Raw genomic sequence first — 24131 nt, forward strand, 5'->3', positions numbered from 1 at the left:
TCGATACGATGCCTCAATCACTCCATGTCATGCGGTTCAGAAACAGGCTTTCATTCGGAGTCGGCGTCCATGCGAGGTGATTGGATGCGCCATAGATTGCGGCCACCTGGTAGAGCGGGATCACAGGGATGTCGCTCGCCACCGTTTCATGGACCTTCTGGTAGCTTTCCAGACGCTTGCCTTCATCGAGCGTAGAGCGGGCATCCGCCAGTTGCTTGTCGACCTCGGGATTTCGATATGTGGACCAGATGTTCTTAGAATCCAGAAGCGGGAAGAGAACACCATCGACATCCTGGCACGCGCAAGACCAGCGGCCATAGCCCAGCAAGGATGCGGTTTCTGGACCACCCTGAGAGCGCTTCAGATAGGTCGCCATATCCGTCATTTCGATTTCGACGTTAAAGCCGACATCGGTAAGCATCTGCTGTATAGCCTGCACCACACGCTGATCGAAGACCGGTGCCGTTGCGAAATTGATTTTCGCCTTCGCAGCTTCTCCGGCATCAGAGACGATTTTTTTAGCCTGATCAGGATCGAACGTGGGCCCTTTGATGCCATCGACCCAGCCAAAGTGAACCGGCGTTGCAAGCTCGTCGACTGCTTTGTCGTGACCGCCGAGAATGCCCTCAATCAGCCCTTCCTTGTCGATTGCATGAGCGACGGCCTGACGCAGCTTTACATCGTTAAAAGGAGGTTTTTGCGTATTCAGGCGCAGATAGGCGACACGTTCCGTAAGCGCCGACAATGTTTTTGCGGAAGCGGAGCCTTCCAACTGCGCTGCAAGATCGCCATCAAGAGTGACGCCGAGGTCAGACGTCCCGGCTTGGAGGTTGGCCAATCGGGTAGATGCGTCAGGCACGGCCCTGAACGTCGCCTTTTCAAATTTACCTTTTTCACCCCAATAGTTATCGTTACGCGCAAGGGTGACGGAAACACCACGCTGCCACGATTCGAATTTGTAGGGTCCGCTGCCAATCGGCTGCAGATTGAAAGCGTCTTTGCCAACACGCTCGACAATCGCTTTTGGCACGACAGACAATTTAACGAGCTGGGCAAGGAGCGCAGGGTAAGGACCGTCCGTTGTCAGCGTTACGGTATTCTCAGCGGTCGCCTTCGCATCAACAATCTTGTTGAACTGGCCGAGCTGTGGACTGCCGAATTTCGGGTCAGTGATGCGCTTGACGCTGAAGGCAACATCATCCGCCGTCAGCTTGGAACCGTCGTGGAACGTAATGTCATTGCGTATCTTGAACTCGATCTCGGTATCGGACAGATATTTCCATTCGGTGGCAACCTGCGGAATAATCTTGCCAGCGTCATCGCGGGTGACAAGATTATCAAAAATATTTCGATAGACGTAGTAGCTGTCTGGATTCCACTGCACATGCGGGTCCAGCGATGATGGCTCGTTGACGAGATCAATCGTCAGGGCATCCTTCGCCCAGACCTGGCCAGCCATGGGCGCGGTCAAGAGGTAGACTCCCAAGACCGAAACAAGCATTTTTCTGCGAAGCGAATTTGTCATTGCTCATTACCCTTATTTTCGGAATTCGACGCGCCTAAGAGGATGTGTGATGCAGCACTGGGGTCGATGGAAGGCTGCTCACTCATCCGGCTGGCCAAGGCAGGCTGAGGCAGTGCTGATGTGAAGGTTTTCGATCGCAACATATGATCGACGATGTATTCGCGGAACCGCTGCACATCTTCCAACAGGAGGTACTTTGCAGCGGCTTCATCGCCATTCTCAAGGACATCGACCAGAGCGGTGCGGGAGGGAGAAACGTAGCTGGGATGTTTTCCTTCGAAGTAAGACAGCAGCCTTGCGGAATGATCTAGGGCGCCATTAAGCCACTGTACGACTATTTCTCCGCGCCGCCTTGCTAGAAGATTTAGGAAGGAGCGGTCGAGCGCTCTGGCTGCTAAGATAGCCTCAGCCTCTGAGCGACCAGCTAGAGCGTCAAGTTGAGAAGCGATAATCCTGAAACTTGCCGACTCCTCTGGCAAGAGAACACCCTTAGCCAACTGGGATTCGACGACATTCCGAGCTTCTAGAATGTCTCCAATTGCCGCGCCGGTGATAGGGGCAACCTGCCAGCCATTTCTTGGAATCGGAGAGATAAACCCCTCCACTTCCAGTCTGGCAAGGGCGTTCCGCACGGCAGCTCGACCCAGACCAAAGCGTTCCGAAATGTCGCCTTCAGATACCGCGTCTGCTGGTGCCAGCTCACATTCGATCAAAGCTCGTTTTAAGCGTTTAAAGGCAAATGCATTCTTTCCTTCTGGTTGAAGGGCGGGATGGGCGAAGGGTGATGATTGATCGAGCATGCAATGACGATATCGAAACGTTAAGATTTCACAAGATGAAAAATGACATCTCACAAACCAATTTTGGAATATTAAGCCCTGCGCCCTGATTAAATTGCTCTGCGAAATGTCCATCTGGAATCGCCAGCAAAGATGGGAACTTCGCTCTTGATTGTTTGAATGCCGCGCTACATGAACCGGTCAATGTGTCATAAGAAAGCGCGCCGTGAACGACCTTCAAGACCCCAAACGGAGTACGATGGGGCCCTGTCGTTTCTTGATAAAAGGGTGGTCCGGAATCGGGGCAACTGAAACCCACACGTCTCGCGGCAGTATTGGAGGTTTCGCCGAAGTTGCGGGGTCCGATCTTGATTTTGTGGCTCGAGTTGGCCAGTCACTGGGCACTCCGCAGTCACCCTGTTGTGATCCGGACCCAGAAAATTCACCTCAGACAGTGTCTTGTGAATTTTCACCCAGCTTGGAATAGGACCGTAAAACCAACTCCTTAGTAGGGTATAGCAGAAAACGTTTATTTAGAGTTGTTTTAAATACTGACAAAGGTGCCTATTTCAACCCAAAATAAGCTTAACAACACTTTAATGTTTTGAGCGAATATTATCCTACATAAATTTGGGGTAGAGGCGCGAACGGCAGATGCCGCTCTGAAACGCGGACAATGATGTCCACCCCTTTGTTTGCGTCTCCACCTCTGTTCATGGAAGTGTTCCCATGTCTCTCATGCAAAACCTCCGGATCAGGACGAAAGTCCTGTCTCTGGTCCTTCCCACCTGCCTAATCGGCATTGGAGGGGCTATCTATGTCTCAAACAATTTTAAATCCGCCGACACTGAGTACACCGACTTCATCGGCAATGACGGCAATGCGGAGATCGACATGGCGATCGCCAGCCAGCGCCTGGTTGCAATCGTCTATGATGCGTATCAAGTGTTCCTTTACGACGCTGGTACAGCAGGAATGAAGAGAGCGACGGATGACTACGCTGCAAGCAAGACCAGACTTCACGAACTGATCGATAATGCCGAAAAACTGTTGCCAGAAGAAAGCCAGACGCTTGGCGCTCTGCAGTCTCAGGCTGAATCCATTATCGAGATTACCGACAAGGCGGTAGCAGCAGGATCAGCCAATCGCGATGAGGAAGCGAAAGCGCTGCTCGTTCAGGCTGACGAGAAGGCTGCCAAGGCGATCGGTGAGATGAGAACCTGGATCAATGGCGCCAGCGATGGCATCAAGACCAGGTCAGCAGAACTCTCCGAAAAGACCAGCGACACCATCCTTTACACCCTTATCACCCTCGCCGGGGTATTTTCGCTTACGCTTTTCTTGGCCGTGTTTGTCACGAAACGCGAAATCACGTCTCCGATCGAGCGTCTACGTTTACGCATGATGTCTCTTGCTTCTGGAAAGGTCGATGAGGTCGTTCCAGGTGCCGATCGACGTGATGAGCTCGGCAGCATGGCGTCAGCAGTCGCTGTCTTCCGTGACAATGCAATCGAAAAAGACCGTCTTGAAAAACAGACCGATGCTGACCGTGCCTTGTCTGAAAGCGAGAGACTGGAACGGGAAAGACAGAAGGCGGAAGATGCAGCGAACACGAAGTTCGCGGTCGACGCTCTGCGCGGTGGTCTGGAAGCTCTGGCCGACGGGAATGTCTCTCACCGGATCCGCACTCCATTCACGGGCACGCTTGACGAGCTTCGTTCGAATTTCAACGGATCGGTCGAAAAACTCCATTCGGTTCTGAAATCCGTTGGACAGAATGCTTCTGGCATCGATGCTGGTGCAAATGAAATCAGATCTGCCGCTGACGATCTGTCGAGACGCACAGAACAGCAGGCTGCATCTGTCGAGGAAACGGCTGCGGCGCTAGAACAGATCACCACCACCGTATGGGACTCAGCCAAACGCGCTGACGATGCAGGCAAGCTCGTTGAGAAAGCGCGAAGCGGCGTCGAGCGCTCAGGCGAGTTGATGCAAGACGCGGTACAGGCCATGATGGCTATAGAGAAATCCGCAGGTGAAATGGGCAACATCATCTCAGTTATCGACGAGATCGCGTTCCAGACCAACCTGCTGGCCTTGAATGCCGGTGTTGAGGCTGCTCGCGCAGGTGAAGCCGGAAAAGGGTTCGCGGTCGTTGCACAGGAAGTTCGCGAACTCGCGCAACGTTCGGCGACAGCCGCAAAGGAAATCAAGACTCTGATCGCGGCTTCCGGTTCGCAGGTTCAGACTGGGGTCAGCCTGGTGAAGCAGACAGGAAACTCACTCGACACCATTGTCGACGAGGTCCGGGAAATAAGCCGTCATGTCAATGCGATCGTGGAATCATCCCGCGAGCAGTCTACGGGGCTGCAGGAGATAAACACCGCTGTTAACGTGATGGACCAGGGCACTCAGCAGAACGCAGCCATGGTCGAGCAGTCGACTGCGGCGAGCCACAGCCTTGCTCGAGAAGCGGCTGCGCTCAACCAGTTGCTGGCACAGTTTGACTTGCGTGGTGGACAAGCCTCTGACACCGATCTGCGGGGACAGTGGGCCGCCTAATAGGTGGTGGTTTTAGTCAAGAGTGGTGCCAGGACGCCAAGATGGCACCACGCCCCTGATGATGAACAATGCATTTTGGCTCAGTTGGAAACGGGCAATCGCTTGAACTATATGAAAAATCGCGGGCCAGAACTAATTCCTCCGCCTAATTGGTCGTGTCGGCGCATGGAAGATCGAGCCCTCTGATCAGGTGATACATCTACGGCTGTATTCTCTATACCGTTAAGCGATCGTGTCGCGCTACTTGACGTGTTCAACGCTCTTGAAAGGATATGAACCGGCGACCTGTAATTCTAAAGACCTAGGCGGACCAGGGATTGATAACTATCAATCCGGCTGCTTCAAATGGGCTTGTATCTCGCGTTGCGACCGCGAGATGGTTTTCTGCGGCCGTAGCAGCAATGTATCCATCAGCCTTCCCGATCGCCTTTCCAGATGTTCGGCCGCTCGCCATCAGGTCCGCGTAGAACTGTGAGGTACCTTTATTAAAGGGCAGAATGCGTCCGTCAAAAATTGGTAGAACCTCACCTTCAAGGCGATCGTGGAGAATTGTCTGACGCTTCCCCGACGGCATTGAGGCAATCCCGAAACGAAGTTCGGCAATTGAAATAGCAGAAATGAATAGCGTTTCGATGGCCTGTGCATCCAGCCAAGTCAGCACAGCGATATCGGGAGCTGGCTTCCAAGGCTCAGATATTACATTAGTGTCTAGCAAGATCATTCGAAAGTCATCGGTACTGCCGGGGTCCTGTCGCGCTGTTGTTGCAGCGCTTCGACATCATTGTTTGACATTTCGGCGTCACGGCCAATAGCCGCGAGAAGCGAGCCGAGTTTCACGCGTCCAGATGGACGAACAGCGGCTTCGAGAATGTCACGAATTTCGGCCTCGGTACTACGACCGTGGTAAGCTGCTCTTGCGCGTAACGCCCGATGAGTTTCATCAGAGAGGTTTCGTATGGTCACCGCCGCCATTTATGCGATCCTATATATATTTTCGCTGTGATATCACTACCACGGAAATGATAGCATTTTCAAGTCGTACTACGAGCCGCCGGAAATGGGAAATTGTTCGCGTTCTTTCGCCTTTCAAACGATCTCTGACGGATTTAAGCAGTTTTTTATTCATTTCCCTTAGCGTTTGCTACTGGGGCGGCGTTGTGCCGCGGGGAAGAGGTTAGAGCATGAAATTATCCCGGAAGATGAAATCCATCGGATTCAGAACATCGAGTGGGATGGCATTATTGCTCATGTCGGTCGTGCTGGTCGCATTTGTGGGGATTCGCGGGATCGGAAGTCTGACAGGTGCCGTATCTCAAACCGTGGATACGTCGAAGGTCCTGATTGGAGCCAACAAGGCTGAAGGCGCCATAATCCAGTACCTCGTCAGCAAAGAACCCCAACGCATTGATCAAGCAGCTAACGCGCTTGAGACGGCGCAAGCGACACTCGCCTCTCTGGCCCTGTCAAAAGAAGAAAGCACGCAGCTCACAGCTGGCATCTCGATGATGTCAAATGCGATCAGAGCTCTCGGAGCCGCTCAGGATGCTGTTCAGAAAACAGCCATAGCTTTGCGCGATACGACCGGAAGCATGGTTTCCCTGGCTGATCAGGCTGAAAAGAGTGCACAGGATATCGCCAACCAGGCCGAGACCAATTCGAACAACGCGCTGATCAGTCTCAATACCATCCGTATCCTTATGCAGAATGCTGGCAATTTCAGCGAAGGGATCAATGCTGTTGAGTTGGCGCTTGTGAAAGCCTCCGCGCAGGGTGGACAGATAGCGAACGATCAGATCGCAAACCCGATGGCCCGTGCTCAGGCCAGCTTGACGGAAGTTGTCAAGCTGGGAGGAGCACCTGAGATCCAGCCGATCGTCAGCAGCCTAGAGAAGAGCTTCACAGAGATTCAGACCGCCATTACGAAAGATAATGGCCAAGCTTTTTTCTCGACACAGGATTTCACGCTGTTCGCTAACATTTCAACCGCCTCTCAGAAGCTGGACGAGGTGCTACGTAAATCCGCAGAAACGGAAGTGGCCTCCAAGAGCGAAAAAGATAAGGCCCGATCAAAGGCCCGTATAGTTTCCGGTACCGCACGCAACTTCAGCAATGTCTTGAAAGACATTCTTGTTCAAGTCGAACGATACCGCCTGCAGCCTTCTGTTGAAGCTGAAGCAGTAGTGGCGGCAGGCATGAAGAAGGCGGAAGCCTTCGGTGGCATGCTGGCGAAGACGACCGGGAATGACATGACTGCCAGTCTCGCCCAACTGGGCCAGACTTTCGATGCTATGAACAAGAATTTGGCGTCGTTCGATCAGCAGGCGTCGCTGGTCGTGTCGACATCGCAGAGCGTCACCGACGGTATTGTCGAGATCGCAGGCGAAATTGCGTCGAAATCAGAACGCCAGGGTAGTCAGGGCACATCCTGGATGTGGGGAGCCGGTTTGTTTAGCCTAGTCCTGGCTATGGCCATTGCGCTCTTCATGGTCCGCTCCGTTGCGCGGCCGATGATGCAAGTTGCGCAGGCAATGGCGCGTCTAGCAAAAGGGGAACCTGATACGCATCTGAAGCTTGCGAAAACCGACAACGAAATCGGTGAGATGATTGGTGCACTGCAAGTGTTTCAAGAAAACGACCGCGCTCGCATAAATGCCGAAGCCGAGACAGGTCGTGAAAGGCAACAAGCAGAAAATCTGCGGGTTGAACGTGAAGCCGAGCGTGTGACGGAGGCGCAAGCGATGGAACATGCGTTCCGACAGATTTCCGGTGGTCTGGACGCTTTGTCCAAGGGGGATCTGACAACGCGAATCGGAGCAGTCGACTCCCGATACGAGCGTATCAGAGATCACTTCAATAGTGCCGTTTCCACGTTGGAAGAGGCAATCGGCGCTGTTATCCTCAGCGTTAGCACGATTCGGTCCGGGTTATCAGAAATATCAAGCGCATCCAACGATCTTGCCCGTCGGACGGAACAGCAGGCTGCCTCTCTCGAAGAAACAGTTGCCGCCTTGGGTGAGGTGGCCACCGGGATCAACAGCACTGCCGATGGCGCAGGCCACGCTCGAAAGACGGTTGCGCTCGCTAAAACAAATGCTGAAAGCGGCGGAGCGGTGGTGGAACGCGCCATCAGCGCCATGAGCGGAATTCAGGATTCATCGACAAAGATCGGCAATATCATCGGTGTCATCGACGAAATCGCATTCCAGACGAATTTGCTTGCGCTCAATGCAGGGGTCGAGGCTGCGCGTGCCGGGGAAGCCGGCAAAGGCTTTGCCGTCGTTGCCCAAGAAGTGCGCGAGCTTGCGCAAAGATCTGCAAGTGCGGCTCGCGAAATCAAGGTGTTGATTTCAACATCCACGGCTCAGGTTACAGCAGGCGTCAAGCTCGTCGACGAAACGGGCATATCGCTCAAAGACATCTGCGAGCAGATCGGCGGCATCAGCGTCATCATAGACAAGATTGCGATGGCGGCGCGGGAACAGGCCGTCAGTCTTCGGGAGGTTTCCAACGCCGGTGACGAGATGGACAAGGTCACCCAACAGAATGCAGCTATGGTCGAGGAAACAACTGCCGCATCTCAAACTCTCTTACAGGAAACTGAAATGCTGGCCCAAATGGTGGGGCAATTCGCGACCCGGCCTGCAACGAGCGTTGGACTCCTTGCAGCGGCAGCGTAAAGCTGGCGTCTAATGATCGTGCTTTTCGGCCGGCTTTACTGGACAACGGTCCAAAGATACGCGGGTTCTTTTATGGGCGGATCGCAAATTTTTGCGCGTAACGGTATCTCGGCAGGCACGTCAACTGGGAAGAAATTTCGTGCGCATGTAGTCTTGAGCAAACATCAGCAGAACTCAGGAGAGTTGCCCAATACGGATGATGACAATTGATCTCAGTATAAGCTGTCAGGGAAATTGTCGCGCTCCTCCACTCGACCCTATCTAGGAGTTGCGACAATACGCACACGTGTTGGAGGAAGAGCTATAGAGCGTGCCTTCTTCAGCAACGAGTTCCTCCTAATTCTGGTACAGAGAAAACTAGCGCCATTATGCATCAGTTCCATCGCATAATTTTGCTACGAACATTCGGAAAAATCGATTATAACTCGGAGCAAATTCAAGGTTGCTATCTTCATGACCCTCGACCAGTTGCGCATCTTCGCCGAAGTCGCCCGCCAACAGCACATCACCAAGGCTGCCAAAGCGATGAACATGACGCAGTCGGCCGTCAGTGCTGCGGTCATCGCGCTTGAGGAACGGCACGGCGTGGCTTTGTTCGACCGTATCGGTCGTTCTATCGTTCTCAATCAAACGGGAGCAATATTTCTCGAACACGCCCTTCAAGTGCTGGCGGAGGCGAAAGCCGCCGAGTCTGCGCTAAGCGACCTGGCGGGACTTTTGCGCGGCGAATTGTCGGTTATGGCGAGCCAGACTGTTGGTGCCTATTGGCTGCCCTCCAAGCTAGCGAAGTTTCACACACGCTATCCTGGTCTCGGTCTCGAAGTCAGGATCGGCAATACCGAGGCGGTAGGCGACGCGGTTGAGGCAGGGCGGGTTGAGCTCGGCGTTGTAGAGGGCGCAGTCGACAGACCGGCCTTGTCGTCGCGCATGATCGCCACGGATGAGATGATCCTCGTCGTGTCGCCAACTCATCCCTGGGCCAAAGGCAAAAAGCTCGGAAAGGCCGATTTTGAAGACGCGACATGGGTTCTTCGCGAACCCGGATCGGGAACACGGCTCGCCTTCGAGACGATGATGACGAAAATGAAATTGGAGCTGCAGGCGTTGAACGTTGCAATTGTCCTGCCCGGAAACGAGGCCGTGCTCGGCGCAGTCGAGGCCGGCATGGGGGCAACACTGACATCGCGAAGTGCTGCCCAGACCGAACTCAACAGCGGCCTGCTGGTCGAGGCCAATGCTTGTCAGCTTCCGCGCCCATTCTTCCTGCTCCGGCGTAAGGAGCGGTATCGCTCCAAGGCGGCCGATGCGTTCGAAGCCCTGTTGTCGGAATAGACACGATGACCTATCGCGGGCCTGATACGCTCTCGCACGAGCATCGACGCGAGGAGCGATTGGCCGCGCTTGACAGCGCGCATATGCAGCCATTGAACGCCTTCCGGGAGCACCTTCAGCTTAACTCCGACCGGGATATGCCGAACTTAGATCCATACGATGGCAGTATCAGCGCAAGACTGCTGATCCTTTTGGAGACGCCTGGACCAAGTCCGGTCGAATGCGGCCGGCGTTTCGATAACCCGACCGGCACGGCGAAGAACCTGCGCGAGGCACTGACTGGCGCAGCGATATCGCGCCGAGACATCGTTCTGTGAATACGGTCCCTTGGGTCCGTGCGAGCCGAAGCTCGATCGTGGCCAGCGAGCGGCGCGAGGGCATCATGGGACTTGCAGGCCTTCTGCGGCTGCTGCCGGACCTACGTGTCGCCATCCTGGCGGGCGCGGTGGCGAGCGGTGCTGGAAGGGTACTGGTGGATGCCGGCATCGAGGTGATCCTCTGCCCCCATCCGAGCCCGACGCTGATCGATGCCTCGCCGACGCTGCGCGACCGCCTTCACGCGGCTTTCGAAGCTGCCGCCGCAAAACGCGATCAATCGAAAACAGCGATCGAAATATCCTGAACTATGCGTTGGAATTGATCGATGTACCCACGTATTTTCTCCTCAACGATCAGGAGAAATTCGATGCACAAGATTGTTGCCTTCAAGAAGCCGGTAGCGCCAGCTCCGGATGCTCCTATGCAAGGCTATGTCATACGGAACTTTACGCCAAATTGGTTCGCGACCACTATGGGCACCGGCATACTTTCGGTCGCCTTCGCACAGTTTCCGGGGCATCCGTGGCTTTTCGCGATGGGTCAGGCGCTTTGGCTCTTCAATATCCTGCTATTTGCCACCTGCACAACGCTCTACACGGCACGCTGGCTGCTCTATTTTCATGAGGCAAGCCGCGTCTTCTCGCATTCTGTCGTGTCGATGTTTTTTGGCTGCATCCCGATGGGACTGGCAACCATCATCAATGGCTTTCTGATCTACGGCATCCCGCATATCGGCGACACGGCGGTGGCGATCGCAACGACGCTCTGGTGGATCGACGTCACCGTGTCGCTGGCCTGCGGTCTTGCAATACCATTCATGATGTTTACGCGCCAATCCCACTCGATTGACCAAATGACAGCGGTCTGGCTGCTGCCGATCGTGGCGAGCGAGGTGGCGGCCGTCAGCGGTGGCCTGCTTTTGCCCCATATCGCCGACGCTCAAACGCAGTTGACGGTGCTGATGACCAGCCTGGTCCTATGGGCCTGCTCGGTTCCGCTGGCCATGAGCGTGCTCGTGATCCTTTTCCTGCGCATGGCGGTCCACAAGCTTCCGCATGTCAACATGGCCGCCTCGAGTTGGCTGGCTCTCGGCCCGATCGGAACCGGTGCCCTTGGTCTTCTCGTCATGAGCCAGACCGGACCCGCCGTGTTGTCGGCGAATGGATTGGCGAGCGTTGCTCCGGCCTTCGGTGGCGCCAGCTTCCTCGGCGCGATCCTCTTGTGGGGCTACGGCATCTGGTGGCTGGCGACTGCTGTCCTGATCACCCTGCGCTACCTTCGCGAGGGCCTGCCATTCAATATCGGCTGGTGGGGCTACACCTTCCCGCTTGGCGTGTTTGCCGTCGCCACGCTTCGTCTCTCAATGATGGTGCCGATGTCGTCTATCGCAATCTTTGGCGCGGTTCTTGTTATTGCACTTGTCTCCATGTGGCTGCTGGTCGTGGCCAAGACGATCAAGGGCACTCTTGACCGCTCGCTCTTCGTCTCGCCCTGCCTCAAGGCCGACCGATGACACTCCGGCATTATTCAAGCCGGAGTGTTTTTTCGTAACCGAACAGGAGAAGACATGACGTTTCGTATGATGGCCATGATCGTCGGCATTGCTTTGGGATGCGTGACATCGGCCAAGGCCGAACCCGTGCAGGATTTGGTGAACCCGTCCGTATTCCAAGACAGCTTCGTTGGGCAGAAGACCGCTCCAGTCACGCTGGTCGTCTATTCCTCCCCAACCTGCAGCCACTGCGTCGACTTCCGTGAACGAGACCTGGCGAAACTGCAGGATACATATGTGGCATCGGGTAAGTAGACGATCGCGTACCGGCCCTTCGTGCGAAACTCGGTGGATGCCGTTATCTTCATGCTGGCGAATGCGCGGGGCCCAGACAAATTCGACGAGACGATATCGTCCTTCATATCGAAATTCGATGAGATTGCTGCGCCCCAATGCCGAGGATGCATTGCGCGAGATCGCCGCTAGCATGGGCATCGACCGCGCGGGTTTCGATCGCGCTGTCGCCGATCAGGCCAATCTCGACAAGCTTAATGCTGCGACAACCGGAGCGAACAAAAAATTCGGAGTCGCCGGCACGCCATCGGTTTTCGTCAACGGCCAACAGGTTCGGATTGAAATGAGTTTCAACGAGGTCGCCAAAGCAGTCATAAAAGCCACCGCCAGCCTGGAGTGAAACCAAAATCTGAGAGTGGCGGAATTCCCTGTAGGAAGTTTCCTTACGATCGACCAGGCTGGTTTTTTTCTGAAAAGACGCACGACTGGGCGCCGTCGTCGAACGGCTTAGAATGTCTGCTTTTTCGCCCTGTTCCCGCCGGCTGTTCACTGTCCATACCGCAATCCGTTGCGGGTATCGCCCTTCAGACATCGTTCCCAGGCAGATTGGATCCAACGCGCGTGATCCTCCTGGCGGCATATGAGCAAGCCGCATTTGGGCACGCCTCGAGTCACGATCTGCCTTCCATAATTATTCGCGCAGACCGGAATAGTACCGCGCGTGCCAACCGCTCATGCCGACGTGAGAACAAATACGGATGAGCAATGGAATAAACGACGACCCACAGCGTTCCTATCGTCGCCGAGGTGGATGCCTATATCCGCTGGTACAATGAGAAGCGTATCAAGATATCACTGGGATCGCTCAGCCCGGTCGAATACCGTAAGAGCCTCGGCCTTAAATTATGAAGCAGTCCAACTTTTTATCCGCACCCCCCACCGGCTCAGTTCCGCATGGAAACCGACACAAGTGGTCCTTCGGAGAGTGGGTCGAAACCAATAACCAATCCAAGTCCCGCTCTAAAGGATATTTCACATGGCTTCAGGATCGCAATCGGCCCGGCTAGTCGATAGGCTTTGAAGCTAACGATCTCCGTTCCAAAATAGCGCGTCGCCAGAAGCCAGACACATCTGCCGTGCTCTGACCGCTTGATTGTCACGCTCGATGGTCGACCACGAGACATCCGTCGACATAGCCGCCCAGCAAACTCCTAGGTGCGTCTTCGACCGACCCGATATCATGGCACGGGGTTTCGCCGACGTCATTTGTGGTTCCAGTCATTCGTTACAAATCCCGCAGCCATCGTCATCCATGCTCAAGGCTGGCCGCCGCTTTAGACAGCAAGGCAGATCCTCGCATCCGAAGCGCACATCGCTTCGCGGTCGCGCGGAAAAACTCCCAAACGGAACTCCGACATTATGTTGGCCGCGCGTTGTTCCATGGCACAAGTCCAGTTCGAGGCTTACACCAGCGACGATTTGCACTGTCGGCTGTAGGTGCTGGCAGGTGGTTGCACTGGTGAGAAAATATTGGTGCCCGTCAGCCGAAATCGCTTTTGAAACTGCTCAATTTTGGGGCTATGCGGGGGCAGCATCCCTCCACTCGGCCTATTTTTTAATCGACAATTCTATTTGACTTTATTTTACTCTAATCCTAAAAATTTGAACCAAATGGTAAAACCTGGGGAACGTTCATGAACAATAAAATCATCCTGAGCCGTCGCGGTGTGCTCGCGTCGGGACTGGCGCTCAGTGCCGCCGCCTTCATACCTTCCGTGCGTGCTGCGGTGCCGATCAAGGTCGCGGGCATCCATGGATCGCCTGTGGAAAATGCTTGGAATTCCGTCCTTCACAAAGCGCTACAGGACGCGGCATCGGAAGGTGTCATTGAATATGTATTCTCAGAAGGCGTTTCCGGAACGGACTACCCGCGGGCAATGCGCGAATATGCGGAACAGGGTGCGAAGCTTATCATCGGCGAGACGTTCCCGGTTGAAAAACAGGCGCGCGAAGTTGCGGCGGATTATCCAGATACGGCCTTTGTCATGGGTTCCAGCGGCAAGGAAGCCGGCGACAATTTCGGCGTCTTCGGCACGTGGAATTTCGACGGAGCCTATCTTGCCGGAATGCTCGCCGGCAAAATGACGAAGTCAAATATCGTTGGCTCCGTGGGCGCAATGCCGATCCCGGAAGTCAACATGCTGATCAACGCCTTCGGCGAAGGCGTGAAGGCCGTCAACCCGGATGCGAAGCACATCGTCACTTTCATCGGCACTTTTTTCGACCCGCCGAAAGCCCGCGAGGCGGGACTGGCTCAGATCGATTCCGGTGCCGACATTCTGTTTGGAGAGCGGATCGGGACGGCGGATGCTGCGAAAGAACGCAAGATCAAGTCTATCGGTTCGCTGATCGATTATACGCCGCGCTATCCGGATACGGTCTTCGCCAATGCGCTGTGGAATTTCCGTCCGATCCTCAATGCAGCCCTTGCAGACGTTGCTGCCGGAAAGCCCACCGGCCGAGATTACACTGCTTACGGCCTGATGAAGGAAGGTGGCAGCGATATCGTTTATGTCAAGGATACAGCTCCGGCGGATGCGGAAGCTGCCATGGAAGCAAAACGCGCAGACATCAAATCCGGTGCGTTCATGGTTCCCAAAATCACGGACGAGCCGAAGTAAGCCTTGCCATGCAAGCCGATGCAACAGCGCTGTCCAAGGCGATTTCCTCTGGGCAGCTGACGTCACTTGAGGCAATGCAGGCCTCGTTAGATGCTGCCCAGACACACGAAAGTCTGGGCGCTATCGCCTACATGGACCGGGATAAGGGGCTCACGGCTGCCGAGTCGATGGACGCACGGGCAACCGACCAGCGTCTCGCCATGCCTTTCGCTGGCATACCCACGCTTGGTAAGGATCTTGGTGGACCCTTTGCCGGGTTTCCGATGGCGGCAGGTTCCCGGCTGATGAAGCGTCGTGGAGGATTGGTCGATTCCGATCTTGCAGAGCGCTTCAGGGCGGCGGGCTTTTGCTTCTTTGGTCTGTCCACCAGTCCGGAATTTGGTCTGTCTCTTGCCAGCGAACCCGCCATCGGGCCAATCGCACGCAACCCCTTGGCAACGGATCTGTCTGCTGGCGGCTCCTCTGGCGGTGCGGCGGCAGCGGTTGCGTCGGGCATCGTTTCCATCGCTCACGCGACTGATGCGGGAGGCTCGATCCGCGTCCCAGCCGCCTGTTGCGGACTTATTGGATTGAAACCGAGCCGTGGCGTCATGCCAGCAGGCCCACATTTTGGCAATCATCTGGCCGGAATTGCAACAGAGCTTGCAGTTTGCCGGTCTGTACGGGACACGGCCGCGGTGTTTTCAGCACTGGCTGGCACGACACGCGGCCCGTTTCCACCCGTTGCGTTGCGGCCAAAGCACGGAACCAAGCTTCGTATCGGCCTGCTTTCCCACACGGGTTCGGATCTTCCGACCTCGGCAGAACGGTGTCTGGTGGTTGAAGACGCTGCCAGATATCTTGAAGCTGCCGGGCATATGCTCGTCGCCGTTCCTTTTACGGCGATAGAAGCGATTGCTGCTGCGAGCCGCCAATCCTTCATTGACATTGTCTGCATCAATCTTGCCGACACCATCACCCGCTTCGATCTCGAAGTTTCAAAAACAGAACGCCTCACGCAAGCCGTCATCGAGCGCGGCCTGTCTCTTTCGGCGCGGGATGTCTGGCACAGTCTGAATGCCATGCTCACGGTCAGCCGTAATCTCTGGCGTCTGTTCGATGACATCGATTGTCTGGTGAGCCCCATACTGTCGTCCGCTCCCTTGCCGTTGGGTTCCTTCCCCAGCGACCATGTTGATACGGAGCTTCACTTCCATCGTATGGCCGCTTTCGCGCCTTTGGCAGCGGTCGCCAACGCCTCCGGTTTTCCGGCCATAACCCTGCCGTTCGGATCGGACAGTGCCGGACTGCCGCTTCCCGTACAACTCATGGCGCCCATGGGTTCAGACTATCTGCTTTTGCAGCTTTCAAAACAACTTGAGCAGGATGGCCGCTGGCAGCACCGTTTTCCCGTCGCAGGATTGCCCACATGACGACACCGGTTCTGGACATAGTGGGCGTTAGCAAGACATTCGGTACAACGCGTGCCAACGACAACATCTCGCTATCGCTCGCCAAGGGTGAGATCGTTGCCCTTCTGGGAGAAAATGGTGCGGGTAAGACGACGCTGATGAGCATTCTGTTCGGCCATTACGTGCCCGATAGTGGCCGGGTACTTGTGGATGGTCAGGAATTGCCGCAGGGCAAGCCGCGTGCTGCCATTCGTGCTGGCATCGGTATGGTGCATCAGCATTTTGCTCTGGCACCCAATCTCACCGTTCTGGAAAATGTGATGACTGGCACTGAAAGCCTTTGGTCATGGCGCTCGCGTCGGGCAGAGGCACGGGCCAAACTGCTTTCGATTTCCACCCGTTTCGGCCTCAAGGTTGACCCGGATGCACGGCTTGGCGATCTTTCAGTCGGTGAACAGCAACGCGTCGAAATTCTCAAAGCATTATACAACGACGCGCGTATCCTCGTTCTCGATGAGCCGACTGCCGTCTTAACACAGATGGAGGCGCAAGGGCTTTTCACGACGCTGAAGGACATGGCCCGGCAAGGATTGTCGCTGATATTCATCTCCCACAAACTGGATGAGGTCATGTCGACGGCAGACCGGATTGTGGTGCTGCGCGGCGGGCGCCATGTTGCCGAACGCAGGGCCTCTGAGACCAGCAAGGCCGAGCTTGCCGAATTGATGGTGGGACGCACCGTGACGCGACCGGTGCGCGATCCCTCCACGCCCGGAGACGTGGTGCTGGAAGCCGTATCGATTACCGTTCGATCCGGCGGTGTGGACAGGCTGAAATCGGTCGATTTCCGACTTCGCGCCGGTGAGGTGCTTGGCATTATTGGCGTCTCAGGCAATGGCCAGGCTACACTTGCTCAGCTGCTTTCCGGCACGCAAGCAAAAACCGGAGGCGATCTGCTGCTGTTCAACAAGGCGGTAGATAACCTATCGGTTGCCGATGTGGTGGCCTCGGGCATCGGTCGCATTCCAGAAGACCGGAACAAGGAAGGTGCGATCGGCGATATGGCGATCTGGGAAAACACAATCCTGGAAAGATTGCCGTCCTTTTCCAGACGAGGAATGGTCGATCGGAAAAGTGCAGTGGCCTTTGCACAAAAGATCATCGATCAGTTCGACGTTCGCGGCGGCTCTCCCGCAAGCCGTATCCGGCTTTTATCCGGCGGCAATATGCAAAAACTGATCCTAGGACGAAACCTCATCAACAGGCCACACATCCTGCTTGCAGCCCAGCCCGCCCGTGGGCTGGATGAAGGTGCGGTCGCAGCCGTGCATGAACGCATTCTAGAAGCGAGACGGCAAGGCACTGCGATTTTGTTGATTTCGGAGGATCTGGACGAGGTCATGGCACTGTCTGACCGTATTCAGGCCATTGTCGGTGGGCGCTTGTCGCCACCCATCGACGTGGAGCAGGCAACGTCTGGCAAGCTTGGTCTCATGATGGCCGGAGAATGGGACAAGGAGGACGCTCATGCGATTTGAGCGCCGCGAACACAGACCGACAGCGCTTGTGATCGCAACCCCGGTCATCGCTATCATCGTTGCATTGGGAATTGCGGGCATACTGATCGCTCTTGCAGGAGCGCCTGTCCTCGAGGCCTATTGGCGCATCCTGAAAGGCGCTTTCGGCTCCAGGCTGTCGGCCACCGAAACCCTGACCCGGGCAACACCTCTCATCCTCACCGGTCTTGCTGCTGCCGTCGCATTCCGTGCCAAGCTGTGGAACATCGGCGCAGAGGGACAGCTCTACATCGGTGCGATCACGGTTGCCTGGCTCAGCTCCCATTTTCTCGGCTCAATGCCGTCCATCGTTCAGATCCCAATCCTACTTGTTGCAGGTGCCGTCGGCGGCATGATCCTGCTGCTCGTGCCGCTGTGGCTGAGATTGCGCTTTGCCGTGGATGAGGTGGTAACGACGCTGCTGCTCAACTTCGTCGCCCTTCTTTTCGTTTCCATGCTGATCGATACGGTGTTGAAAGATCCGATGGCATTCGGCTGGCCTCAATCTGAATCGGTGGCGGATGCGGCCATGCTTCCCAAGCTGCTTGCCCGTTCGCGTCTGCATCTGGGGCTGGTCATCTCCATCCTGCTTGCTTTGCTTCTCGTCTTCGTGCAGTCCCGCACGGTTTTTGGCATACAGTCGCGCGCAGCGGGGCTCAATCCGCAAGCCGCGGTCTTTGCCGGTGTGCCGCTCGGTCGCACGCTCGTTATCGTCGCATGCATATCCGGTGGACTGGCAGGCCTTGCAGGCGCGGTGGAGGTCATGGGCGTCAAAGGCTATGTCACAACCGACCTTTCGCCGGGCTATGGATATTCCGGAATCGTTGTTGCCATGCTGGCCAATCTCAATCCGTTTGGCGTCGTGCTGGCAGGCATTTTCACCGCCACCATGTTTGTTGGCGCGGACGGCATGAGCCGCAGCCTTGGTATTCCAAGCTACATTGCTGATGTGATCGTGGCATTGTCGCTCCTGACAATGCTGGTTGCCGTCTTTTTCACCCAGTACAGGATCCGCCGATGAGCGCCATTGTGGACATCTTAGCTTCCGCCGGGATGTGGGCTGCGGTTCTCAGAATCGCGACGCCTTTGATACTGGGAACGCTGGGCGCGGTTTTAAGCGAGCGCGCAGGCGTGCTCAACCTCGGCATTGAAGGCATCATGACTTTCGGCGCGATGATCGGCTGGCTCTCCGTTTACAACGGTGCCGATCTCTGGACGGGCTTTCTGGTGGCTGGGCTTGCCGGAGCAGCGTTCGGAATGTTGCACGCGCTGCTGACCGCTACTCTGGGCCTGTCGCAACACGTATCGGGACTGGGGGTGACGCTGTTCGCATCCAGTTTTAGCTACTACGTATTTCGCCTCATGGTGCCAGTTGGCGGCACGCCGCCCACGATCACGCCGTTCCAGCCGATTTCCATTCCCGGCTTGAGCGATCTGCCGTTCATTGGCCCCGCCGTTTTTGCGCAGACGCCACCAACCTATGCTGCAATCGTTATCGCCCTGCTGTTTGCCTACGTGATATTTCGCACACCGCTTGGATTGGCGATCCGAATGACCGGTGAAAACCCGCATGCAGCTGAGGCGCAGGGTATCAACCCCATGGTGGTGCGCTACGGAGCCGTGATTGCAGGAAGTGCTTTTATGGGCATGGCGGGCGCCTTTCTGACCTTGTCCGCATTCAACAGCTTTTTTCCCACCATGGTGCAAGGACGCGGCTGGATCTGCATCGCGCTGGTGGTCTTTGCATCCTGGCGGCCGCAACGAGCATTGATCGGTGCGCTGCTCTTTGCGTTTTTCGATGCGTTTCAGCTTCGTCTTCAGACGGTGCTTGGCGGTGCAGTTCCCTATCAGATTTTCCTGATGATCCCTTATGTTCTGTCGATTGTGGCGCTTGCAGTGATGGCACGAAGCGCCCGCGTTCCACAGGCACTCATGCAACCCTATCGGCGTGGCGAACGCTGATCAAGAAAGGCCCGTTATGTTCGATATCATCATCCGCAATGCCAATCTGCCCGATGGACGCAGCGGTTTCGACATTGGGGCAAAACATGGCAAAATCGCTGCCATCGAAAAGCGGATAGACGCTCAGGCGGCTGAAGAAATCGATGCAAGCGGCCGACTGGTCTCTCCGCCCTTCTGCGACCCACACTTCCACATGGACGCCACGCTTTCGCTCGGCATGCCGCGCATGAATGTTTCCGGCACATTGCTGGAAGGTATCGCGCTGTGGGGTGAGTTGCGCCCGACCCTGACCAAGGAGGCTCTTGTCGAGCGTGCGTTGCGCTATTGCGATCTGGCCGTCAGTCAGGGCTTGCTGTTCATCCGCAGTCATGTCGATACGTCCGATCCGCGGCTTGTGACCGCAGAGGCGCTGATCGAGGTACGCGAGCGCGTAGCACCCTATATTACATTACAGCTGGTCGCCTTCCCCCAGGATGGCTATTACCGTGCCAAAGATGGTGAGGCCTCGCTGGAACGTGCGCTGGACATGGGCATCGATATCGTCGGCGGAATACCGCATTTCGAACGCACCATGGACGATGGGCGACGCTCGCTCGAAGCGCTCTGCCGCATCGCCGCTGAACGCGGCCTTCCGGTTGATATTCACTGCGACGAGACCGACGATCCCATGTCGCGACATATCGAGACGCTTACCAATGAGACTGTGCGCTATGGTCTTCAGGGCCGTGTCGCTGGCTCCCATCTGACCTCAATGCATTCGATGGACAATTACTACGTTTCCAAGCTCATTCCGCTGATGGCGGAAGCCGAGATCAATGTGATCCCCAATCCGCTGATCAACATCATGCTCCAAGGTCGCCATGATACCTACCCGAAACGCCGAGGCATGACGCGCGTGCGAGAATTGATGGCCGCCGGTCTCAACGTCTCCTTCGGTCAGGATTGCACGATGGACCCGTGGTACTCAATGGGCTCGGCAGACATGCTGGAAGTTGGACACATGGCCATTCACGTCGCCCAGATGGGTGGCATTGAAGACAAAACGAGAATTTTCGAAGGTCTGACCGTCAACTCCGCGAAGACCATGGGGCTTGAGGGCTACGGATTGGAAGTCGGATGTCATGCCGATCTCATCATCCTGCAAGCAGCCGATGTGACGGAGGCCCTGCGGTTGAAACCAACCCGCTTGTTTGTGCTCAAAAATGGCAAGGTGATCTCCCGAAGCGCGCCGCGGATCGGAGAATTGTTTATCGACGGCCGACCATCAAGTGTCGACCCTGGTCGCGATTACGTGCCGACTAAAATATGAAGTGTTGAAACTTTAGGTGTATATTGGTGCTCTTGATGGCAATCGAACGCTGCACCCTTAGTTCGGCTAAGCTGCTATTCCGCGTACCATTAAACCTCCTCTGGACGCTTCTCAGGCAGCAGTGAGGGGTCCGCCAGTACACGAAATAGTCATACGTCCTCGGGATAGAGACGAGGGAAAAGGGTATCGAGCGCTTGGACTGGAAAGCGCAGCGACACAGGCCCCTTTTCGGTAACTGACGCAAGCAGGCTCTCATCCGTCAGCGCCTTTAGAACGCGCCGCGCCGATCGATCTGGCAGGCCAGTGATACGCGAAGCCTCTCCCCGTTCAAATTATCCGCGCACAAGGGCTTCCTGAAGTAAGGGCGCGCACTCGTCAGGCAAAGTTTCCTGACGATAGACATAACGCTTGAGGCGTCCCCCTAGTGTTTTGAGTTCAAACAGGCTGTCCATGTATTCGAGCTGATCGAGACACACGCGCAGAAACCAACTGGTGAACAGTTCCAGTCCCTTGAGCGACAGGTTGCCCAGTCCATCGCGGTCGCCCTGACGTGGCTCGTCTGCCCAAGCCATATGCTGCTTATATTCGGCCCGTCCTTCAGGCCCCCCGGCCAGGCCTAGAGCCAAGCCGCGGGAAGCTGACCAGAGACCATGAGCTCCCACTCCGGCCGCTTGTGCCATCGCATGACTCATCAAACGGCTAACTCGGCCGTTGCCGTCTGGAAACGGATAGATGTAGTTGAAACGGTGATGCGCGGTCGCCATCGCAAAAAGGCGGGCGCTACGGCTCCTCCCAACCGCCATCATCGCTTCTTCAGGAGCCGGCTGGAAGGCGAACCGCTGATGAAATCGGGCACGCGATCGCTCGCAGGAGGCAAATGCCTGCCGACCTCGACGTCCTGCTCCTCCCCTCGCCGCCATTCGCCGGGCGTCATAACAAAGCTGTGGTGGTTACCAACAATCGTCAGCATCTTTACTGTTGCGCCATCATAAAAGGCGCGGTGAAGGTAGCGGATGAATTCAAGCGATGCAGGATCAGGCAACGTCCCTGCCGCCTCTCGCTCGTCGATCTCCTGCTGAACACGATAGTGGGCGACTGCTTCGATCTTGAGGTCGCGCCGATCGTCCTCGGGCTTAATTCCCTGCAGGGCCTGCTCGATCTCACGTGGTCGGGTGTTGTGGCCTTCGATCAGATTACTATAGTAGGTGTTCATGATCCTGACGGTGCGGGCCAGTTGGGCTGCGGTTTCAGGATGGAGAGCCCGGCCAAGTCGTTCGGCCCTAGCGACAATCTCAAGCGAAATGTCCAGCAGTTCGCCACTGGGATGCTCGATACGCGCCGGTTCGATTGGCCGATATCCAGTTTCCTTATATCGTTTATATATATGGGTTTTTTGTCGATTTACCATCACATTTGGCCCATCTTTTGGCCGATATTATCGTCAGCACTATAGCCCCGTCATCAAGACACGACCCACCCAATCACCAAAAAGAACTCCAGCAATGACACTCGGTTAGTCTTCCCTGGCAAATCTTTGCGAACTTGTGGCCTTTCCATTGCGATGTTCATATTAGTTTACTCGCCTTGAACGGATACGAACCTACAACCCGGTAAACATGGAGATATTAGCTGCACCCAACGAGTCGTAGATTTGTGCACCAAATGGTGCTATACGAGCTACTCATTTACGGGAGCTAGAATATGCGATCGACCATAAATCTTGACGACAATCTTATGGAACGGGCCAAGTCCCTCACGGGCACCAAGGAAACAGCAGCTCTCGTCCGACAAGCGCTCGAGACGCTTGTGCGTGTGGAATCCGGCAAACGCTTGATCGCGCTTGGCGGCTCTATGCCTGAGGCTGAGGCATCGCCTCGCCGACGGAGCGACGTGGCCAAGTGATCCTGGTAGACACCTCGATCTGGATAGATCATTTTCGATACGACGACGCAGAACTAAAAAAAATCATCAATGATGACCAGTTGCTTTGCCACCCGTTCGTTGTCGGCGAACTGGCGCTCGGTGGCCTAAGAGAACGAGGCGCAGTTCTAGCTTTCCTAGCAGCTCAACGCGAAGCAATGATCGCGACCCACGCAGAGGTAATGATGATGATTGATCGCCATTCGATATTCAGCATGGGGATTGGTTACACAGATGCCCACTTACTGACTTCAACGTTGCTCGACCGGCGATCAAGCTTGTGGACAAGAGATAAGCGCCTAGCGGCCGCAGCGCAAAAAGTTGGTGCGGCACTTTATCCGCATGCGCACGCCTCTCATTAACAATAACGCAAGGACCGCTCAGCAATATTGACGCCTTGAATGGATTCGACCCATCGGCTCCTCATTTAAATCAACGCTTGATCACTGAATTGTTCAGATCCTAAAGAAGTTTAGAAGTCCCACTCTTCATCTTCTGTCGCCACCGCCTTACCAATGACGTAGGACGATCCCGATCCGGAAAAGAAGTCGCACGAAGGCTCTGACCGAGAACGGCATCAAAGAACTTCAAAGCCTACTTGCCGACAACAGGACGTGGGACGGCGGTATCTGCGAGTTCCTCATCGACACACAGTGCGATCCTGAACTAATCGACCGCATCATGGCCGATAAGATGAAGCGCGGCCTTTAGATTCTATCTCGCGACACCCGAAAAATGCTTTCGCCGGACGCTCACGTTGAAATCCCAGCTGCCACCAAAAGGCGCCTGGGACTCGATGACGAGTGCTCGTGGATTGTTCTGACAGAAAGTAACCGTTTTGTATGGCCCGGACCCGACGTCAGGCCGATGGACGGTGAAACCGGCTATTACGGCGCGTTCCCACCAGCCCTGTTTGACGAAGTTAAAGCCAAGGAACTCCATTATATTATTAATTACAATTTGATCTCATCGCTTTGTATCGCACTGTAAAGAATACCTGTACGGCCGCTTTGTACAAAAGGGCGTTTTGTGTGAAGCTGGTTATTAATAACCGCCCGCTTCTTGGCGAAAGGCGACACCAGTTCGCTTCGTATAACACGGGGATGTACTTAGTGCGAAGTTGCCGTCGTCGGTCATAATAAGTCCAACTCAATCGGCCCTATGTCTCAACCATAGAAGTGATACACGATTACCGAAAGGAGAACGCGGCATGGTATAGCTAGCGCTCTTACGAGCTCCGACAAGACGATTGGGCGAGCAGTATAGTCGTTGCTCGGTACCGGATTTTTGTCCCAGCCACTTACCATTTTTCTCTCTCCAATTACGAAACGAA

22 protein-coding genes and 4 pseudogenes are annotated in these 24131 nt (G+C 55.5%); 18 read left to right on the forward strand and 8 right to left on the reverse strand.

Annotation, left to right across the window (positions count from 1 at the left end):
- Window positions 1-13: 13 nt before the first annotated feature.
- Together CPJ18_RS24095 and CPJ18_RS24100 are read right to left on the reverse strand one after the other, a co-directional pair.
- Window positions 14-1471 (reverse strand): ABC transporter substrate-binding protein, encoded by a 1458-nt coding sequence (locus CPJ18_RS24095; RefSeq protein ID WP_245445484.1) that lies wholly within the window; start codon window positions 1469-1471, stop codon window positions 14-16.
- 50 nt (window positions 1472-1521) lie between these two features.
- Entirely contained in the window at window positions 1522-2439 is a 918-nt protein-coding gene (locus CPJ18_RS24100) for a GntR family transcriptional regulator (protein WP_103660293.1), read from the reverse strand.
- Window positions 2440-3033: 594 nt separating this feature from the next.
- Here CPJ18_RS24100 and CPJ18_RS27495 point away from each other — a divergent pair.
- A complete protein-coding gene (locus tag CPJ18_RS27495; RefSeq protein WP_103660294.1) occupies window positions 3034-4866 on the forward strand; it encodes a methyl-accepting chemotaxis protein in 1833 nt (610 codons plus the stop codon).
- A 301-nt stretch (window positions 4867-5167) separates the two neighbouring features.
- Here the strand turns inward: CPJ18_RS27495 and CPJ18_RS24110 are convergent, their stop codons facing one another.
- The gene (locus CPJ18_RS24110) at window positions 5168-5587 is read right to left on the reverse strand and encodes a type II toxin-antitoxin system VapC family toxin (RefSeq protein ID WP_103660295.1); all 420 of its coding nucleotides are present in this window, start codon (window positions 5585-5587) and stop codon (window positions 5168-5170) included.
- Entirely contained in the window at window positions 5584-5838 is a 255-nt protein-coding gene (locus CPJ18_RS24115) for a FitA-like ribbon-helix-helix domain-containing protein (RefSeq protein ID WP_103660296.1), read from the reverse strand. The genes CPJ18_RS24110 and CPJ18_RS24115 overlap by 4 nt, the downstream gene beginning before the upstream one ends.
- 260 nt (window positions 5839-6098) lie before the next feature.
- Here CPJ18_RS24115 and CPJ18_RS24120 point away from each other — a divergent pair, with 260 nt between their 5' ends.
- From CPJ18_RS24120 to CPJ18_RS24185, 14 genes and pseudogenes are all read left to right on the forward strand, one after another.
- On the forward strand, window positions 6099-8543 hold the full coding sequence (locus CPJ18_RS24120) for a methyl-accepting chemotaxis protein (protein WP_245445485.1): 2445 nt from the start codon (window positions 6099-6101) through the stop codon (window positions 8541-8543).
- A 453-nt stretch (window positions 8544-8996) separates the two neighbouring features.
- Window positions 8997-9875, forward strand: a complete 879-nt coding sequence (locus CPJ18_RS24125) for a LysR family transcriptional regulator (protein ID WP_103660297.1) — start codon at window positions 8997-8999, stop codon at window positions 9873-9875.
- A gap of 5 nt (window positions 9876-9880) precedes the next feature.
- Entirely contained in the window at window positions 9881-10192 is a 312-nt protein-coding gene (locus tag CPJ18_RS24130) for a uracil-DNA glycosylase family protein (RefSeq protein ID WP_103587874.1), read from the forward strand.
- Entirely contained in the window at window positions 10189-10497 is a 309-nt protein-coding gene (locus CPJ18_RS24135; protein ID WP_146258723.1) for a uracil-DNA glycosylase family protein, read from the forward strand. The genes CPJ18_RS24130 and CPJ18_RS24135 overlap by 4 nt, the downstream gene beginning before the upstream one ends.
- A gap of 63 nt (window positions 10498-10560) precedes the next feature.
- Window positions 10561-11706 (forward strand): TDT family transporter, encoded by a 1146-nt coding sequence (locus CPJ18_RS24140; protein WP_103587876.1) that lies wholly within the window; start codon window positions 10561-10563, stop codon window positions 11704-11706.
- A 54-nt stretch (window positions 11707-11760) separates the two neighbouring features.
- A complete protein-coding gene (locus tag CPJ18_RS27500) occupies window positions 11761-12000 on the forward strand; it encodes a thioredoxin domain-containing protein (RefSeq protein ID WP_103587877.1) in 240 nt (79 codons plus the stop codon).
- Window positions 12001-12118: 118 nt separating this feature from the next.
- The gene (locus CPJ18_RS27685; protein ID WP_425353162.1) at window positions 12119-12379 is read left to right on the forward strand and encodes a DsbA family protein; all 261 of its coding nucleotides are present in this window, start codon (window positions 12119-12121) and stop codon (window positions 12377-12379) included.
- Window positions 12380-12777: 398 nt separating this feature from the next.
- Window positions 12778-12888: pseudogene (locus tag CPJ18_RS24155) on the forward strand (IS3 family transposase); the annotation flags it as partial.
- A gap of 785 nt (window positions 12889-13673) precedes the next feature.
- A complete protein-coding gene (locus CPJ18_RS24160) occupies window positions 13674-14660 on the forward strand; it encodes a BMP family protein (protein ID WP_103660300.1) in 987 nt (328 codons plus the stop codon).
- Between the two features lie 8 nt (window positions 14661-14668).
- Entirely contained in the window at window positions 14669-16072 is a 1404-nt protein-coding gene (locus tag CPJ18_RS24165; RefSeq protein ID WP_103660301.1) for an amidase, read from the forward strand.
- Window positions 16069-17589 (forward strand): ABC transporter ATP-binding protein, encoded by a 1521-nt coding sequence (locus CPJ18_RS24170; protein WP_103660302.1) that lies wholly within the window; start codon window positions 16069-16071, stop codon window positions 17587-17589. The genes CPJ18_RS24165 and CPJ18_RS24170 overlap by 4 nt, the downstream gene beginning before the upstream one ends.
- A complete protein-coding gene (locus tag CPJ18_RS24175) occupies window positions 17579-18628 on the forward strand; it encodes an ABC transporter permease (RefSeq protein WP_077122903.1) in 1050 nt (349 codons plus the stop codon). The genes CPJ18_RS24170 and CPJ18_RS24175 overlap by 11 nt, the downstream gene beginning before the upstream one ends.
- On the forward strand, window positions 18625-19569 hold the full coding sequence (locus CPJ18_RS24180; RefSeq protein WP_077122904.1) for an ABC transporter permease: 945 nt from the start codon (window positions 18625-18627) through the stop codon (window positions 19567-19569). Before CPJ18_RS24175 ends, CPJ18_RS24180 begins: the two co-directional genes overlap by 4 nt.
- Before the next feature lie 16 nt (window positions 19570-19585).
- Window positions 19586-20878, forward strand: a complete 1293-nt coding sequence (locus CPJ18_RS24185; RefSeq protein WP_103660303.1) for an amidohydrolase family protein — start codon at window positions 19586-19588, stop codon at window positions 20876-20878.
- Window positions 20879-21210: 332 nt separating this feature from the next.
- Here the strand turns inward: CPJ18_RS24185 and CPJ18_RS27325 are convergent, their stop codons facing one another.
- From CPJ18_RS27325 to CPJ18_RS27335, 3 genes and pseudogenes are all read right to left on the reverse strand, one after another.
- On the reverse strand, window positions 21211-21450 hold the full coding sequence (locus tag CPJ18_RS27325) for a hypothetical protein (RefSeq protein WP_245445497.1): 240 nt from the start codon (window positions 21448-21450) through the stop codon (window positions 21211-21213).
- A gap of 159 nt (window positions 21451-21609) precedes the next feature.
- Window positions 21610-21684: pseudogene (locus CPJ18_RS27690) on the reverse strand (hypothetical protein); the annotation flags it as partial.
- The gene (locus CPJ18_RS27335) at window positions 21681-22286 is read right to left on the reverse strand and encodes a Fic family protein (protein WP_245445486.1); all 606 of its coding nucleotides are present in this window, start codon (window positions 22284-22286) and stop codon (window positions 21681-21683) included. The pseudogene CPJ18_RS27690 and the gene CPJ18_RS27335, both read right to left, overlap by 4 nt.
- A 293-nt stretch (window positions 22287-22579) precedes the next feature.
- Between CPJ18_RS27335 and CPJ18_RS24195 the strand changes: the two genes are divergently transcribed.
- The gene (locus tag CPJ18_RS24195; RefSeq protein WP_007597733.1) at window positions 22580-22780 is read left to right on the forward strand and encodes a type II toxin-antitoxin system VapB family antitoxin; all 201 of its coding nucleotides are present in this window, start codon (window positions 22580-22582) and stop codon (window positions 22778-22780) included.
- The gene (locus CPJ18_RS24200; protein WP_077122907.1) at window positions 22777-23160 is read left to right on the forward strand and encodes a type II toxin-antitoxin system VapC family toxin; all 384 of its coding nucleotides are present in this window, start codon (window positions 22777-22779) and stop codon (window positions 23158-23160) included. Before CPJ18_RS24195 ends, CPJ18_RS24200 begins: the two co-directional genes overlap by 4 nt.
- 225 nt (window positions 23161-23385) lie before the next feature.
- Here CPJ18_RS24200 and CPJ18_RS27015 read toward each other — a convergent pair.
- A pseudogene (locus CPJ18_RS27015) lies at window positions 23386-23554 on the reverse strand (IS5/IS1182 family transposase); the annotation flags it as partial.
- Between CPJ18_RS27015 and CPJ18_RS27340 the strand changes: the two are divergent.
- A pseudogene (locus tag CPJ18_RS27340) lies at window positions 23546-23788 on the forward strand (hypothetical protein); the annotation flags it as partial. The pseudogenes CPJ18_RS27015 and CPJ18_RS27340 sit on opposite strands and share 9 nt — an antisense overlap.
- Window positions 23789-24131: the final 343 nt, after the last annotated feature.

Source organism: Agrobacterium rosae (assembly GCF_002915175.1).
GTDB classification, from domain to species: domain Bacteria; phylum Pseudomonadota; class Alphaproteobacteria; order Rhizobiales; family Rhizobiaceae; genus Agrobacterium; species Agrobacterium rosae.